Genomic DNA, 14,337 nt, shown 5'->3' on the forward strand with positions numbered 1-14,337 from the left:
GCAACGCGGCAAGCAAGACCTGTGACCATTAGGTCACAAACGTGAAAATTGCTCTGCATTATTCCTTTTGAGGATATTACCTGCCCTTAACGTTAGTTATGTTTCCAATCGGGAGTAGGAGCGTGATGCGCTCCGGTTTTGCGTGAGGAGGAGCAAACGATGATCAAAACCAGCCGAATGCGTTTTCTGGCCGTGAGCGTGGCCACATTGGCCTTTACGGGAACGGCTTCCGCCGGTTCGTTCGCATTGCGCGAGCAGAGTGCGGCAGGTCAGGGGCAGGCCTTTGCCGGCGCCGCCGCCGGACAGGCGGGCCTCGGCTCGATGTACTGGAACCCGGCGACCATGGCGGCCTATGAGGGTTTCCAGGCAGAGGTCGACCTTTCCGGGATCTTCCCCTATTCCGACATCAGTCCAGCGAGCGGCACCGCGCCTGCCCTGCTTCTGCTGGGTGGCACCGGCTCGACGGGCGACATGGCCATGGACGCGGCGCTGCCGGCCGGCTATGTCAGCTATCAGGTGACCGACGACCTCTGGCTTGGCCTTGGCCTCAACACACCCTTCGGCCTCGAAACCAAGAACCCGACCAATTACGCCGGGCAGATCTATGCCCGCACGTCGGAAGTCCTGAGCTACAACATCACCCCGACCATCGCCTATCAGGTCAACGACTGGCTGGCGGTCGGCGGCGGCATCGAGGCGATGTATTTCAGTACGCGGCTGACGCAGGCGATGAGCCCCTATCCGGGTGCACCGACCGCCGAACTCGGCGGCGATTCCTGGGGCGTCGGCTTTACCCTCGGTTTCACCCTGACGCCGATGGATGGCACGGTGATCGGCGTCGGCTACCGTTCGCAGATCAAGCAGAACCTTGAAGGCACGCTGAAGCTCGGGGCCGGTCTGCCGCCGCTACCGGCCGGCTGGTATTCGGTGAAGACCGATCTGACGCTTCCGGACCAGATCACGGTAGGCCTCAGCCAGGCGCTGACCGACAAGCTGACGTTCAATGCCGGGTTCGAATGGACCAACTGGAGCGTTTTCAACAACTTCCCGGTCTACGGCACTTCCGGCTTCACCAATGGGCTGGAGCTTGCCGAACTGCCCTTCGAATATGACGACGGCTACTACGTCGCCATCGGCCTCGAATATGACTGGACCGATCAGTTCACCGTGCGTGGCGGTCTCGGCTATGAATGGTCGCCGATCTCCTCCAAGAACCGCGATCTGCGCCTGCCCGACAGCGATCGTATCCATGCCTCGATCGGCGGTACCTACAACTGGACGGACAGGCTGTCGCTGGATCTGGCCTATGAGCACATCTTCACTACCGGCGATACCGACATCAAGATCGATGCCAGCAATCCGCATTATGCGGGTCTCGCCTTCTTCGGTGATGTCGATGCCCATGTCGATATCGTGTCGGCCAGCCTGCGCTATCGCTTCTGAAAACAGAGCCGCCCCCGGAACAACAACGGGGGCGGAACGATGCCCGGGGTTCTTGAGGAGGAGCCCCGGCTCATGTCTGGAAACGAGAGGGAGGATTTCCATGATCAAGGCAGTTATCGCAGGCGCGTTTGCTCTCGGTCTGATGACGGTCACCAGCGCTGCTGCCGCCTCACCGGACGGCAAATGGCTGACGGAAAGCGGCAAGACGCAGGTGCAGATCGCGCCGTGCGGCGGCAATCTCTGCGGCACCATTGTCTGGCAGAAGACGCCCATGAAGGACGAGAAGAACCCCGTTGCCGGCAAGCGCAGCCGCGATCTCGTCGGCACACAGATGCTCTACGGCCTGGCGCCCGAAGGCAACAATGCCTGGAAAGGCAAGCTCTACAACTTCGAGAACGGCAAGACCTACACCGGCAAGATGGAACTTACCGACACCAACACGCTCAAGCTTTCAGGCTGCATTCTGGGCGGTGCGATCTGCAAGAGCCAGACCTGGCGCAGGACGAAATAGGACATATCGAAATGACGCGACTGGCCGCATATGGCGTGCCGGTCGCACGCTATCGAGGCAGCGCCCTGAACAGGCGCTGCCTTCAGACTGCTGACAAACAGCCCCTAAGCTCGGGTCATCCGCGTGCTTGACACGAGGATCCAGGCAGTGCTGCCAGTGCATACATTAAGACTCAGGAAAATCAACCGGTTGAGCCGCCTGGATGCTCGGATCAGGTCCGAGCATGACACCCGTGGGTGGGTTGGCGTGAGTGACAGTCCCAGAAGCTGTGGCTTTGTCAGCAACCTGGAGGCAGCGCCCGGAACAGGCGCTGCCTTTCGTGTTTCAGGCGGGCTTATGACGCTTCTTCGAGAAGGCCGGCAAGCTTCAGCGCCACGCCCTGCGAGCCGCGAACCTTCAGACGCCCCGTCGAGAAAGCCAGCATGGGGTTCAGTTTCCCCTCGACAAGCTTTTCCAGATTGTCGGATGTGAGGATGAGGACGGTATCGGCCTCCGCCTCCCCCGTGCCATCCTCTTCGATTTCGACATTGCCGTTTGTGGCGTCGAGCAGAATGGAACCGCCATCCTTCAGATCGAAGCGGACCCTGTAGCCCAGTTCCTCGAGACTGTCGGACTTGTCTTCCATTGCAGCGATAAGCGCACTGATCTCAGCCACTAAACTCTCCTCCTACTGTTCGCCGGCGCCCTAGAACGCCATTTCATCGAGCGCCATCATCGCGGCCTTGCCGGAACGGATGGATGCGACGAGGCCGGCAGCCTGTGGCAGGATACGGGTCATGTAGAACTGCGCGGTCGTCAACTTGGCCTTGTAGAAGTTCGGATCGTCGCACTGCCCGTCGAGGGCCTGATGGGCGACCTTCGCCGATCTCAACCACATCACGCCAAGCGCAACGAGGCCGAACAGGCGCAGATACTCGGTTGCGGCGGCACCCGCCTCTTCCGGATCCTTCAGGCTCTTTTGCGCGATCTCGGCGGTGCAGAGCTGCAGCCCGCCAAAGGCCTTCGACAGCGGCTGGACCAGATCGGCAAGCCGCTCGTCATCGACGGCGGCGTCGATTTCCTCGAGCACGGGATGGAAGAACGAGCGCAGATAGCGCCCCATATGCGCCGGCAGCTTGCGACCGACAAGATCGAGCGCCTGCACGCCGTTCGTGCCCTCGTAGATCATCGAGATACGGCTGTCGCGAACATACTGCTCCATGCCATGATCGCGGATGAAGCCGTGGCCGCCATAGACCTGCATGCCGATCGAGGCTGTCTCGAAGCCGAGGTCGGTGAACAGCGCCTTGACGATCGGCGTCATCAGCGCGGTGAAATCTTCCGCTTCCTTCCGCTTTTCCGGGTCGGGGTGATGCTTCATCATGTCGAGGTTGCGCGCCACCCAGCCGCCGAGCGCGCGGCAGCCCTCGGTGTTTGCCCGCATCGTCATCAGCATGCGCCGCACGTCGGGATGAACGATGATCGGATCGGCAGGCTTGTCGGGATGTTTCGCACCCGACAAGGAGCGCCCCTGAAGCCGTTCCTTGGCATAGGCGACAGCGCCCTGATAGGCCGCTTCCGCAGCGCCGAGCCCCTGAATGCCGACGGACAGCCGCTCGCTGTTCATCATCGTGAACATGGCGCGCATGCCCTTGTGCGGCTCTCCGACAAGCCAACCCTTTGCCTCGTCGAACGACATCTGGCAGGTCGCTGAAGCCTTGATACCCATCTTGTGCTCGATACCGGAGCACGAGACGCCGTTGCGCTTTCCGGGAGCCCCTTCGGCATTCGGCAGGAATTTCGGCACCAGGAACAGGCTGATGCCCTTGATCCCCTTCGGCGCATCGGGAAGACGTGCCAGAACCAGATGGATGATGTTTTCCGTCAGGTCATGCTCGCCGGCGGAGATGAAGATCTTCGATCCGGTGATCTTGTAGCTGCCGTCATCCTGCGGTTCGGCGCGGGTCCTGAGCAGGCCGAGATCGGTACCGCAATGGGCCTCCGTCAGACACATCGTGCCCGACCATGTGCCCTCGACCATCTTCGGCAGGTAGGTCTGCTTCAACTCCTCGCTGGCGTGATCGACAATCGCCTGATAGGCGCCGTGGGTCAGGCCCGGATAGAGGCCGAAAGAGAGATTGGCCGCGCAGCTCATCTCCTCCACCAGCTTGTTGATCGATTCAGGCAGGCCCTGCCCGCCCCATTCCGGGTCGGAGGCCATTGCGGTCCAGCCGCTTTCCGCAAACGCCCGGTAGGCTTCCTTGAATCCATTCGGGGTGCGCACGACGCCGTTTTCCAGAACGCAGCCTTCTTCGTCTCCGGAAGCATTCAGCGGCAACAGCACCTCGGTGCAGAACTTGCCGGATTCTTCCAGAATGGCATCGGCAAGGTCAGGGCTGATTTCCTCGAGACCCGGCATGTCCGGATAGTCGCTGATGCCGATCAGTTCATGCAGAACGAAACGCATGTCCCGGATGGGCGCATTGTAAACTTGCATGGGTTTCCGTCCTTGTCTCAGTTTCTAAGGGGTTTTCCGGTTTCGATGATGCTCTCGAACCGATCGAGCGTCTTCGTCGTCCTGACGAGGCGCATGAAGCTCTCTTGCTCAAGTTCGAGAATGCTTTCCTCATCGACATGATCGATGATGTCGGTCGCACCGCCTGAAAGCACGGTCGCAAGTTCGCTCGCCACCGTCATGTCATGCGGTGTGGCAATGCCGCGGCGGGCAAAGCCCTGGGCTGCCATTTCCAGCGCGACTTTGCCCGAGGGGCCGGGCAGCACGATTTCCTCCGGCTCCGGTGGATGATAGCCATCGACCATCGCAAGCGCGCGCGCCTTCGCATCGGCCAGAAGCCGGTAGCGGTTCATGGTGATGCCGTCATCCTTGCGCAGGAACAAGAGGTCCTTCGCCTCGTCGGCCGATTTGGCCACGGTCGCCGTCGACAGCATTTCGAAGACCTTGGCCGTCGCCGGCATGGGCCCCTTCGGGGTCGCGGGGTTCTTCTGCCAGCGGGTCAGCATTTCCTTGCAGCCGCCCCAGGCCGGTACGAGGCCGACACCGCATTCGACGAGCCCGATATAGGTCTCGGCATGCGCCTGAACCGCATCCGCGTGGAGCACGATCTCGCATCCGCCGCCGACCGCCATGCCCGAGGGCGCGGCAACCACGGGGAACGGCGCATATTTCATCTTCCGATAGGTGCTCTGGCCGTTGCTGACGAGCTTTTCGATTTCGCCCCAGGCCGCAATATTGGCGGCGAAGAGCGCAAGGCCGAGATTGGCGCCAACGGAGAAGTGCGTGCCTTCATTGTAGATCACCAGCGCCTTGTAATTCTTCTTGACGAGACCGATCGTCTTGTCGAGCAGCGCCATGATCTGGTCGTCCATGGCGTTCGCCTTCGAGGTGAACTCGAAGCAGACGACGCCATCGCCGATATCCCAGGCAGACGCGGAGCCGTTCTTCAGAAGCGGCTCACTGACGCGCTTGATGTCCTCAAGCATGACGACGCCCTCTGGCCGGGCAATGTCGCGGTAGCTGCCATCGGGCTGAAGCGCCTGACGCCGACCGTTCTCGATGCGATAGAAGCTTCGATCACCGAGCGTTTCCAGAAGCGGGGGGATGGGCATGTTTTCTTCCCGCATGCGCGCGACAAGCCACGCGCCGCCGATCTGATCGACAAGCTCGAACGGCCCCCAACGCCAGTTGTAACCAAGCCGCATGACTTCATCGATGGCCGCAATATCGTCGGCGGCGTCGCCGACAAGGCTTGCGGCATAGGAAAGCGTGTTGGCCATGACGTTAAAGGCATAGCGGCCGAGGGGTCCGTCGATCTCCATCACCTGACGCGGTTTCCTGGCGGCTTTCAAAGCCGGCGCATCAGGCTTTTCGGACGTCCGGTAGTGGCCGTTCTCGAGATCGATCGCTTCCTTGATCTTCTGGCCGCCCTCCCGGTTCAGACGATAGAAGCCACCCTTGCCCTTGCGACCAGTGTAACCTTCGGCAATCATCCGGTCGACGAGCGGCAGGTCGCGATGGGTCTCATGGAACATGTCGCCCTCCGGCAGGGCGCCCTTCAGGCTTGCGCCGACATGCGGCATCAGGTCGAGGCCGACCAGATCGATCAGACCGAAAATGCCGGTCTTGGGAATGCCGAACGGCTTGCCCATCACCGCATCGGCCTCTTCGATCGTCAGCCCCTGCTCCAGTGCCTTCAGCACGCCAAGCTGGATCCACGTCACCCCGAGCCGGTTTGCCACGAAACCGGGCCGGTCGTTGCAAGCGACGACACTCTTGCCGAGCTTGCGATCGGCGAAGTCGGTCACGGCCGCGACCAGAGCTGCATCCGTTTTGGCGCTGTTCACCAGTTCCATCAGCCGCATGTAACGCGGCGGATTGAAGAAGTGGGTGATCATGAAATCACGCACGAAATTATCCGGCATGCCTTCGACGAGACGGGCCAGCGGAATGGTCGAGGTATTCGACGAAACGGCAGTGCCCGGCTTTCTCACCGCGTCGATACGGCGATAGAGCGCCTGCTTCACGTCAAGCCGCTCGACAACGACCTCGATGATCCAGTCGACATCGGCGAGCTTTTCGAGGTCGTCCTCGATATTGCCGGTTTCGACCAGTTTGGGTGCGCGCTTCGACATGAAGGGCGCAGGGTCGGCCTTCTTCATCTTCGCAACCGCTGTTTCAGCGATCACGCTGCGGTTGGAAGCACCGTCCGGCACGATATCGAGCAGCAGCACCTTGTGTCCGGCGTTGGCGACCTGGGCGGCAATGCCCGATCCCATGACGCCGGCGCCGATAACGGCGACCTTGTTGATTTCGAAATTGGTTCCGGCCATCAGACACGCTCCAGCACGGTTGCAATCCCCTGCCCGCCGCCGATGCACTGGGTCGCAAGGGCATATTGCCCACCCTCACGCTCCAGAAGCGACGCCGCCTTGCCGACGATCCGCGCGCCGGTCGCGCCGAGCGGATGGCCAAGCGCTATGGCGCCGCCATCGATGTTGATCCGCTCTTCGGCAAGGCCGAGGTCGCGAATGCAGGCGATCGACTGGCTGGCAAAAGCCTCGTTGAGTTCGATGACGTCCATCGCGCCGACATCGACCCCGGCACGCTTCAGCGCCTTGCGACTGGCACCGACCGGGCCGATGCCCATGATATCCGGCGCGCAGCCGCAAACGCCGACCGAAGTCAGGCGTGCCAGCGGCTTCAGCCCATTCTTCAGCACGTATTCCTCGGAGCAGACCAGCACGGCGGAAGCGCCATCCGTCAGGGGCGAAGAGGTGCCGGCCGTCACCGTGCCGTCCACCGAGAAAGCAGGCTTCAGCCCGGCCAGAACCTCGGCGGTCGTTTCCGGACGAATGCAGCCGTCTTCGGAAACCGAGGCGCCGTTCACACGGATCGGCACGATCTCGTCCTTCAGGCGTCCGCTGGCGCGGGCAGCCGCAGCCTTTTCCTGGCTCCTGACGGCGAAGGCCTCCTGTTCCTGGCGCGATATCTGCCACTTGGTGGCAACGTTTTCGGCTGTGTCGCCCATGCCCATATAGGCACCCGGTTCTTTCGCATGCAGCGCCGGGTTCGGCATCGGGTTGAAGCCCATCATCGGCACGCGGCTCATGCTTTCCACCCCGGCGCAGATGAACACCTCACCGGCACCGAGCTGGATCTGGCCGGCGGCCATGTGGATCGACTGCATCGACGAGCCGCAGAAACGGTTGACCGTAACGCCGCCCACCGACTGGGGCAAATCGGCCATCAGCACGACGAGACGCGCGAGATTGAGGCCCTGCTCGGCTTCCGGAAAGGCACAGCCGAGAATGAGGTCTTCGATATCCTCCGGCTTGACGCCCGTCGTTTCGACGAGGCCGCGAACCACCTGGGCCGCAAGATCATCTGGACGGACACGGGCCAGTTCGCCCTTGGTGGCGAGTGAAAACGGCGAGCGCTGATAGCCCGCGATGACAACGTTGGTCATGGCATCCTCCCGAAAAACGCGATGCTGTGGATTGGAAAAGAGCGCGCGCATGCAGGAGCGCCGCAGCGCCCTCCATTCAAAGAGCGCGCGGTAACGGCAACTGCCGGTGCGGGACGAGGCACGGGCATGACGGCGGGCAAGGCAAACGCCCGCCTCGAAATTTCATCAGGATACTTGCTTAAAGCGCTGTTTTTACGCTGTAAGACCGGCCTTAGCTGGCAAGCTTTCCGGCCTTCTGCGATAGCCGATCCTCGGCCTCGCGTTCGACGTTCTGCAGCTCCGCAAGCGTCAGATCGAGCGCCACCTTCTGCTCCTCGAGCAGATGCATGCGTTCGCGCACCGCCTTCAGAAGCGCAGTAAGCTGCTCCTGCTGCGTCCGGTCGATCTCGTAAAGGTCGAGGAACTGCTTGATTTCCTGCAGCGAAAAGCCGAGCCGCTTGCCCCTGAGGATCAGGATCAGCCGGGCGCGGTCGCGCTGGGTGTAGATGCGCGTCTTGCCGGCGCGACCGGGATTGATCAATCCCTTGGTCTCGTAAAACCGCACGGCGCGTGGCGTGATCCCGAGCTCGCTCGCAAGCTGGGTAACGGTAAAGAACTGGTCCGTCACAGGAAACCTTCTCGTCGAAATTCGTTTCACCATAACGGCCCCCTGCCCTATGCGTCAACATGGCTCGCCTCCCCGACCGCGGCGACAGCAGCGGCGTGATGCGTCGCGCGACGCTCTTCGGCGATCAGCTCCTTCTTCGACAGCTTGCCGATCAAGGTCTTCGGCAGGCTGTCACGGATCTCGATTTCCTTCGGAAGTTCGATCTTGGAAAGCCGCGGCTTGAGAAAGGCGTGCAATTCCTCGACGGTGACGGTCGCACCCTCGCGCAGCGAAACATAGGCCTTGGGCGCCTCGCCGCGGTATTCGTCATGAATACCGATGACGATCGCTTCCGCGACCGCATCATGCTCGTAGAGCGCCTCCTCGATCATCCGCGGATAGACATTGTAGCCGCTGCAGATGATCATGTCCTTCAGCCGGTCAACGAGGAAGAGGAAACCCTCCTCGTCGAGATAACCGATATCGCCGGTGCGCAGCGCCCCGTCGCGCAGCACGTTGGCGGTTTCCTCCGGCCGGTTCCAGTAGCCGGACATCACCTGCGGCCCTCGCACCCAAAGTTCGCCCTTCACGCCCTTGGGCAGCAGGACGGAAGGATTTTCCGAATCGCGGATCTCGAGCGTCGTGCCTGGCATCGGAAGTCCGGCCGAGCCGTTCTTGCCAGGCGCACCATCAAGCGGATTGACGGAGACCACCGGGGAACATTCCGTGAGCCCATAGCCCTCCGAAAGCCGGCAACCGGTCAGCTCCTCGAAATCGGCCCTCACTTCCAGCGGCAGGGGCGCCCCGCCCGAGATGCAGAGCTTCAGCGATTCCAGATGCAGCTTACGGGTTTCGGCAACGCTGTTGATGGCGCCATAAATGGTCGGCACTGCCGGAAACAGCGTCGGCTTGCGCCTTTCCATAAGGGCGATCAGCTCATCGCGCTTGAAGCGCGGCACCAGCAGCATCGAAGCCCCGATCTCGACGGCGTAGAGCATGCAGACCGTCATCGCAAAGACGTGGAAGAAGGGAAGGACGCAGACCATGACCTCGCCGCCTTCGACAAGCAGGCCGGTGGTGTCGCTCTGCGCGATCAACTGCCGCGCATTGGCAACCAGCGCCCGGTGCGAGAGCATCGCCCCCTTCGGCAGCCCGGTCGTGCCGCCGGTATACTGCAGCACGGCGATGTCTTCCGGCGCGGTCTCGATTTCCGGCACCGGCACGATGCTCGCCATGCGCATCAGCGCATCGAAGTGCACGTGCTGCGGATCATCTGGAATGTGGGCAAGATCGGTCCGCTTGAACAGCCGGAACAGCAGCCCCTTGGCCGGCGGCAAAACCTCGGCCATGGGGCAGACGATCACGCGCTTCAGACCAGTCTCGGCAACCGCCGGACCAAGGCCCTTGTAAACGGCTTCGAGATCGAGCGTGAACATGAACTCGGTCCCGGAATCGCGGATCTGGTCACGAATCTCGCGGCTCGTATAAAGCGGGTTGAAATTCACGACGATGCCGCCTGCCTTCAGTACGGCAAAGAAGCCAATCACCGAATACGGCGAATTTGGAAGGCAGAGACCGACACGGGTGCCCTTGCGAACGCCGATCGCGGCAAGGCCGGCGGCCAGCCGATCCGAAAGCGCATCGATTTCGCCATAGGACCAGGTGCGGCCGAAGAACTCGACGGCGACCTTGTCGGCAAACCGGCCGACCGCCTCGTCGAAGAAGGCCGTCAGCGTGGCGGCCCCATCATGATTTGACTGGGATCCCGCCTTGCAGGCTTGACGGGCGACAGGACTATCACCGGCAGCATTGGCTGCCGGCCGGGAATCGAAAACCACTTGCACGTCTCCTCCTACTTGCACGGACACCCTCCTCAAGGCTTACGTCCGGCAATTTTTCTTCGACATGACCCTTAGGATATTCTATATACGTATACGTCACTCACTTCAAGACCATTGTTGACGACCGTCAAACGAAAGCCGACAAATGCGGGATAACCGCCTCTCAACAGGGACTGCGACACATCATGTATGTTTGGGCGAGACTGCTCACGACGCTGGCGAAAGCGAAATTCGCACCGCCTCTCAGCCCTCCCGAGGAAACCTCCAGTGTCGTCCTCAGGGTGTGGCCCCATGATCTCGACCTCAACCTGCACGTGAACAATGGCAGATATCTGACCTTCATGGATATTGGACGAATGGACCTGTTGTTCCGTTCGGGCCTTGGCCGGCGGATGCTGAAGGAAAAATGGCAGCCGGTGCTGACCGGCGTGAACGCCCGTTACCATCGCTCACTTGGCGCTTTCCAGCGCTTCCGGATGGAAACGCAAGTCGTCGGCTGGACCGAGCATTCACTGTTCATGGAGCACCGGATCATACCGCTCACCGGCCCGCACAAGGGCGATGTCGCCGTCACGGCGACGGTGCGCGCGCTGATGCTGGAGGCCGGCCGAAAGGTGACGACCGCAGAGATGTTCGCCTCGCTCGGCGTACTACCCGAAAGTCCGCCGCTTCCCGAAACCTGCGAGATCCTGCTCTCGCCCGAGGAGCGGGCAGCACTTGGCGGCGACCGGGAGCACCTTGCCCACCATCCAGCATCGCGGGTCGGCTGATCGCCCGCACGGAGGATTCATGCCGACCACCTTCATGCAAAGGCTGCGCCTCCCGGTGATTGCCGCACCGATGTTTCTCGCGTCCGGACCGGAGCTCGTGATTGCCTGTTGCCGGGCCGGCGTCTGCGGCACCTTTCCGGCGCTCAACCAGCGCAGCAGCGAAGGCTTTGCCACGTGGCTCGAGACGATTTCCGCAGCCCTCACCGAAGGCGACGCGCCCTATGGCGTCAACCTGATCGTCCATAAAAGCAACGAAAGACTGGAGGCCGATCTGCGCATCGTCGCCGCGCACAAGGTGCCGCTAGTCATCACCTCGCTCGGCGCCGTGAAAGAGGTGGTTGATGCGGTCCACGCCTATGGCGGGCTTGTCTTCCATGATGTGATCAACCGCCGCCATGCGGAAAAGGCCGTCGCGGCGGGCGTTGACGGTATCATTGCCGTCTGCTCTGGCGCCGGTGGCCATGCCGGCACGCTGAGCCCCTTCGCCCTGGTTTCCGAAATCCGTTCATTCTTCCAGGGCCCGATCGCGCTTTCCGGCGCGATCTCCACCGGTGCGCATATCGCGGCGGCGCGCGTGCTCGGCGCCGATCTTGCCTATGTCGGAACACGCTTTCTCGCCACCCGCGAATCGATGGCGCCCGAGGGGCACAAGCAGATGATCGTCGAAGGGCGCGCGGCCGATATCGCCTACACGCCGGCGATTTCCGGCGTGGCGGCGAACTTCCTGCGGCCCAGCATCGTTGCCGCCGGGCTCGACCCCGACGATCTTCCACCCCATGGCGCAATGGACCTCAAATCGGAGGCCCAGGCGTGGAAAACGGTATGGTCGGCCGGCCAGGGTATCGGTGCGATTGCCGATGTGCCGACCGTCGAAACCCTGGTTTGCCGGTTCGAGGACGAATATGCGGCCGCCCGAGCCAGGCTTCAGGACTGAAACCCACAAAAATGCCGGCCGCCCCGTTGGGATGGCCGGCATTTCCTCGGGCACCGGGTCAGAGCTTTTCCGTCAGCTCCGGCACGGCGTCGAACAGATCGGCGACGAGGCCGTAGTCGGCCACCTGGAAGATCGGCGCTTCCTCGTCCTTGTTGATCGCGACGATCACCTTCGAATCCTTCATACCCGCCAGATGCTGGATGGCGCCGGAAATGCCGCAGGCGATGTAGAGGTCCGGAGCCACCACCTTGCCGGTCTGGCCGACCTGCCAGTCGTTCGGCGCGTAGCCGGAATCGACCGCGGCACGCGAGGCGCCGACAGCCGCGCCGAGCTTGTCGGCCAGCTTGCCGATGATTTCGAACTGTTCCGCCGAACCGACGCCGCGCCCGCCGGACACGACCACACGCGCCGAGGTGAGCTCGGGCCGATCGCTCTCGGCCACCTTGTCGGCAACCCACAGCGTCCGGGCGCTCGTTTCAGGCGCGTCTGCCTTTTCGATCGGGGCCGGCGCTGCCGCCTCTCCGGCTGCCTCGAAGGCCGAGGTGCGGATCGTCACCACCCTGACCGGATCGTGCGATTTCACCGTCTGGATCGCATTGCCGGCATAGATCGGCCGGTCGAAGGTTTCGGCGTCAACGACAGCTGTCACATCGGAAATGATCATCACATCGAGGCGCGCGGCGACGCGCGGCAGGATATTCTTGCCGTCGCTCGTCGCCGGCGCGGCGATGATGTCAAAACCATCCGCAAGCGCCCCGATCAGCGCTGCCGTCGTTTCGGCCAGCCGGTGCGCCAGCCCGTCGGCGTCGGCGACCAACACCTTGCTGACGCCATCGATGCGCGCGGCCTCGTCGGCAGCCTTGGAAACACCGGCCCCGGCCAGCAGTAGAGTGACGTCGCCAAGGCCTGACACGGCCTTCACGGCCCTCGCGGTGGCATCCCGCGCCAGAGCGTCGCCGTGGGTTTCGGCAAGAAGAAGAACGGACATCAGAGTACTCCCGCTTCGGTTTTCAGCTTCTCGATCAGCGCATCGACCGAGGCGACCTTGATGCCGCCCTTGCGCCCTTCCGGTTCACGGGTCCGTACAATCTCGAGGCGTGGCGAAACGTCGACGCCGTAGTCGGCGGCGGTCTTCTCTTCGAGCGGCTTCTTCTTTGCTTTCATGATGTTGGGCAGCGAAGCGTAACGCGGTTCGTTGAGACGCAGGTCAGTGGTGATGATGGCCGGCAATTCGACCGAGATCGTCTGCAGGCCGCCATCGACCTCACGCGTCACCTCCGCCTTGCCGCCGGCGAGCTCGACCTTCGAGGCAAATGTCGCCTGCGGCCAGTCGAGCAGCGCGGCAAGCATCTGGCCGGTCGCGTTCATGTCGTTGTCGATCGCCTGCTTGCCGGCGATCACCAGATCGGCCTGCTCCTGCTCGATCACAGCCTTCAGCAGCTTGGCAACGGCGAGCGGCTCGACATCGGTCTCCACGCTGTCGGCGGCAACGATGAGGATCGCACGGTCGGCGCCCATCGCAAGCGCGGTGCGCAGCGTCTCCTGCGCCTGCCGGACGCCGATGGAAACGGCGACGATCTCGTCGGCGAGCCCCTTTTCCTTCAACCGGATGGCTTCCTCCATCGCGATCTCGTCAAACGGGTTCATCGACATCTTCACGTTGGCAAGCTCCGGGCCGGAGCCATCCGGCCTGACCCGGACCTTGACGTTGTAGTCGATCACCCGCTTGACGGGCACCAGAATCTTCATGACCTGCATCTCCTCCGCTTTCCGGCGGATCCCTGTCTCCTCACAGCGATCCTGCCTGCTTCACACCCTATATGACATATAGGTTATAATTATGACGTATAGGTCATATCGGAGTTGAAGATCTTGTGCAAGTCCCTCGAAACCAGGGCGGCAGGTGACGAAAAGCGCGGCGGACCGGGCCGTCGCGCTTTCCGCAGTATTCAAGCGGGGTTCAGGCGATAGCGGCGTCGTCGGGCGCAACTGTAGCGCCGGCGATGATGACCGGCACCAGCAGGTCGCCCCAGTTGTTGCTGCCGCCATGGTGGCGCGCCGAACGAATGAGCTCGACCGATATGCCCGCGTCGACGGCGCGCATCACCGACTGGTTCAGCCGGTGCAGGTCATTGGCGATCATGCGGATCGCGGCCTGCTGGTCAGTCGTCATCTGTGCTGCCTGAAGATCGGCGCGCTCTCTGACATTGAGTTTCGGTGTCATTTTCTCCTCCTTCTGGCCTTCATTGGCCCGTTGTGGCCGTACCGCTCCTCTTCGGCACGGCCCGG

The 14,337-nt window shown here is 62.3% G+C and carries 13 protein-coding genes; 4 read left to right on the forward strand and 9 right to left on the reverse strand.

Annotation, left to right across the window (positions count from 1 at the left end; genetic code table 11):
- Positions 1 to 159: 159 nt before the first annotated feature.
- Together TM49_RS17830 and TM49_RS17835 are read left to right on the forward strand one after the other, a co-directional pair.
- Positions 160 to 1,443 (forward strand): OmpP1/FadL family transporter, encoded by a 1,284-nt coding sequence (locus tag TM49_RS17830; RefSeq protein ID WP_244464749.1) that lies wholly within the window; start codon positions 160 to 162, stop codon positions 1,441 to 1,443.
- 100 nt (positions 1,444 to 1,543) lie between these two features.
- Positions 1,544 to 1,954, forward strand: coding sequence for a DUF2147 domain-containing protein (locus tag TM49_RS17835; RefSeq protein ID WP_045683237.1), 411 nt, complete (start codon positions 1,544 to 1,546; stop codon positions 1,952 to 1,954).
- A 334-nt stretch (positions 1,955 to 2,288) separates the two neighbouring features.
- Here the strand turns inward: TM49_RS17835 and TM49_RS17840 are convergent, their stop codons facing one another.
- From TM49_RS17840 to TM49_RS17865, 6 genes are all read right to left on the reverse strand, one after another.
- Complete coding sequence (locus tag TM49_RS17840) at positions 2,289 to 2,609, reverse strand: SCP2 sterol-binding domain-containing protein (RefSeq protein ID WP_052699925.1); 321 nt, start codon at positions 2,607 to 2,609, stop codon at positions 2,289 to 2,291.
- A 30-nt stretch (positions 2,610 to 2,639) separates the two neighbouring features.
- Entirely contained in the window at positions 2,640 to 4,430 is a 1,791-nt protein-coding gene (locus tag TM49_RS17845; RefSeq protein WP_045683240.1) for an acyl-CoA dehydrogenase C-terminal domain-containing protein, read from the reverse strand.
- A gap of 17 nt (positions 4,431 to 4,447) precedes the next feature.
- Positions 4,448 to 6,781, reverse strand: a complete 2,334-nt coding sequence (locus TM49_RS17850; protein ID WP_045683243.1) for a 3-hydroxyacyl-CoA dehydrogenase/enoyl-CoA hydratase family protein — start codon at positions 6,779 to 6,781, stop codon at positions 4,448 to 4,450.
- Positions 6,781 to 7,917 carry a thiolase family protein gene (locus TM49_RS17855; RefSeq protein ID WP_045685437.1) on the reverse strand — a complete coding sequence of 379 codons (1,137 nt, stop codon included), beginning with the start codon at positions 7,915 to 7,917 and terminating at the stop codon, positions 6,781 to 6,783. Before TM49_RS17855 ends, TM49_RS17850 begins: the two co-directional genes overlap by 1 nt.
- Positions 7,918 to 8,128: 211 nt before the next feature.
- Positions 8,129 to 8,524: a MerR family transcriptional regulator gene (locus TM49_RS17860; protein WP_244464750.1), complete on the reverse strand. Its 396-nt coding sequence runs from the start codon at positions 8,522 to 8,524 to the stop codon at positions 8,129 to 8,131.
- A 47-nt stretch (positions 8,525 to 8,571) separates the two neighbouring features.
- A complete protein-coding gene (locus tag TM49_RS17865; protein ID WP_144409607.1) occupies positions 8,572 to 10,341 on the reverse strand; it encodes a long-chain-fatty-acid--CoA ligase in 1,770 nt (589 codons plus the stop codon).
- A 188-nt stretch (positions 10,342 to 10,529) separates the two neighbouring features.
- On the opposite strand from TM49_RS17865, the gene TM49_RS17870 reads away from it, so the two are divergent.
- The gene (locus TM49_RS17870) at positions 10,530 to 11,114 is read left to right on the forward strand and encodes an acyl-CoA thioesterase (RefSeq protein WP_052699926.1); all 585 of its coding nucleotides are present in this window, start codon (positions 10,530 to 10,532) and stop codon (positions 11,112 to 11,114) included.
- Between the two features lie 19 nt (positions 11,115 to 11,133).
- Positions 11,134 to 12,048 (forward strand): NAD(P)H-dependent flavin oxidoreductase, encoded by a 915-nt coding sequence (locus TM49_RS17875; RefSeq protein ID WP_045683246.1) that lies wholly within the window; start codon positions 11,134 to 11,136, stop codon positions 12,046 to 12,048.
- A 58-nt stretch (positions 12,049 to 12,106) separates the two neighbouring features.
- Here TM49_RS17875 and TM49_RS17880 read toward each other — a convergent pair whose 3' ends face one another.
- The 3 genes from TM49_RS17880 to TM49_RS17890 form a co-directional block, all read right to left on the reverse strand.
- Entirely contained in the window at positions 12,107 to 13,036 is a 930-nt protein-coding gene (locus TM49_RS17880; protein WP_045683248.1) for an electron transfer flavoprotein subunit alpha/FixB family protein, read from the reverse strand.
- On the reverse strand, positions 13,036 to 13,797 hold the full coding sequence (locus tag TM49_RS17885) for an electron transfer flavoprotein subunit beta/FixA family protein (RefSeq protein WP_045685442.1): 762 nt from the start codon (positions 13,795 to 13,797) through the stop codon (positions 13,036 to 13,038). The genes TM49_RS17880 and TM49_RS17885 overlap by 1 nt, the downstream gene beginning before the upstream one ends.
- 211 nt (positions 13,798 to 14,008) lie before the next feature.
- Complete coding sequence (locus TM49_RS17890; protein ID WP_045683250.1) at positions 14,009 to 14,272, reverse strand: SMc00767 family acetate metabolism repressor; 264 nt, start codon at positions 14,270 to 14,272, stop codon at positions 14,009 to 14,011.
- Positions 14,273 to 14,337 lie beyond the last annotated feature (65 nt).

Origin of the sequence: Martelella endophytica (assembly GCF_000960975.1) — a bacterium.
Classification (GTDB): domain Bacteria; phylum Pseudomonadota; class Alphaproteobacteria; order Rhizobiales; family Rhizobiaceae; genus Martelella; species Martelella endophytica.